This is a genomic window from Chryseobacterium sp. VD8 (genome assembly GCF_037149975.1).
In the GTDB taxonomy this organism is placed as follows: domain Bacteria; phylum Bacteroidota; class Bacteroidia; order Flavobacteriales; family Weeksellaceae; genus Chryseobacterium; species Chryseobacterium indicum.
This window is the reverse complement of record NZ_JBBCQL010000434.1, coordinates 1-1,080: the sequence shown is the minus strand read 5'-3', so window position 1 is coordinate 1,080 and position 1,080 is coordinate 1. Positions and strand designations below refer to the sequence as shown.

Below are 1,080 nucleotides of genomic sequence, written 5' to 3'. Positions count from 1 at the left end.
GTAATTTTCCCAAAACAAGCCGGAAGAGGGAATTTCTTCCAGTATATTTTCTACTCCGGGCTTTTTGGAAAGAACATTTTTATATTCAAGTAGACCGAAATTTTCAGGAACAGGAATCTTTACATATACTCTGTTAATATGTGGATTTCTTTTTAAAAATACCCCCATAAAAGTTTTGTGCTTGAATTTTTCCGCCTGATGAATATTTAGATTTCCGATATCGGTTTTAGAATGATACGTTTTATCATTAATTCTGAAAGTATATTTAAAATCATAACCGGCACCTCTTCCATATCCTTCAACATCATTTATTATTGCTGAGGTACAGATGCCTTCTTTCTTGTATAATTTTTCATACAGTTTTCTTTCGTTATTATCGTAAAGCAGTAAGCCTGCAATAAGAATAATCCAAAAATAAACATGATATTTTCTGATCCAATTTATCATTACAAATAAATAAGCTGCGTTTTCAAAACCTTTCTTCCCAGTTTTTCCAGAATATTTTTATAATGGGCAATTTGTCTGTCATTTTTCTCAGATTCTTCACCGGTTTTAAAATCTACAATTACGTAGCCTTCGGCGTTTTTTAAAATTCTGTCCGGACGATACACACTGCTTTCGCCGTTTTCGGAAATCATGATGTCTTTTTCATTGATAACCTGCCATTTTTCATTAAAAAATTCAGCGTTATTTTCTATGATTTCTTTTAAATTTTTCTCGATTTCGGCACTTTCTTCAAGTGTTATATGACCATCGAGAACGTAGCATTCCAGAACTTTTCTGATGTCTTTTGCCGTATTAATCTGCGAGAGTAATTCATGGACAAAAAGCCCGATTCTTACTTTTTCAACCCGTACCTGATAATTTTTTGAGGGAGTGGCAATCTTAATCGACGTATTTTTTTCGTTGATATTTTTTAAATTCTGAATATCCTTTGTTTCAAAATGCGAGGGTTTGTCCCTTGAATGCTTTTTCAGCATCTCCGGATTCACTTCATACAGATCAAACTCATCCAGATTTTCCGGATTTTTAGACTGTAAAAACTCCAGCAATTCCAGATTGTTAGACGTTTTATTTGCT

Annotated in this window: 1 protein-coding gene and 1 pseudogene; both read right to left on the bottom strand. The window is 33.1% G+C overall.

Annotation, left to right across the window (positions count from 1 at the left end):
* On the bottom strand, positions 1-447 hold a 447-nt coding region (locus tag WFK35_RS22885), incomplete at its 3' end, for a hypothetical protein (protein ID WP_336734955.1).
* Positions 447-1,080 (bottom strand): annotated as a pseudogene (locus WFK35_RS22880) (PD-(D/E)XK nuclease family protein); the annotation flags it as partial. The gene WFK35_RS22885 and the pseudogene WFK35_RS22880, both read right to left, overlap by 1 nt.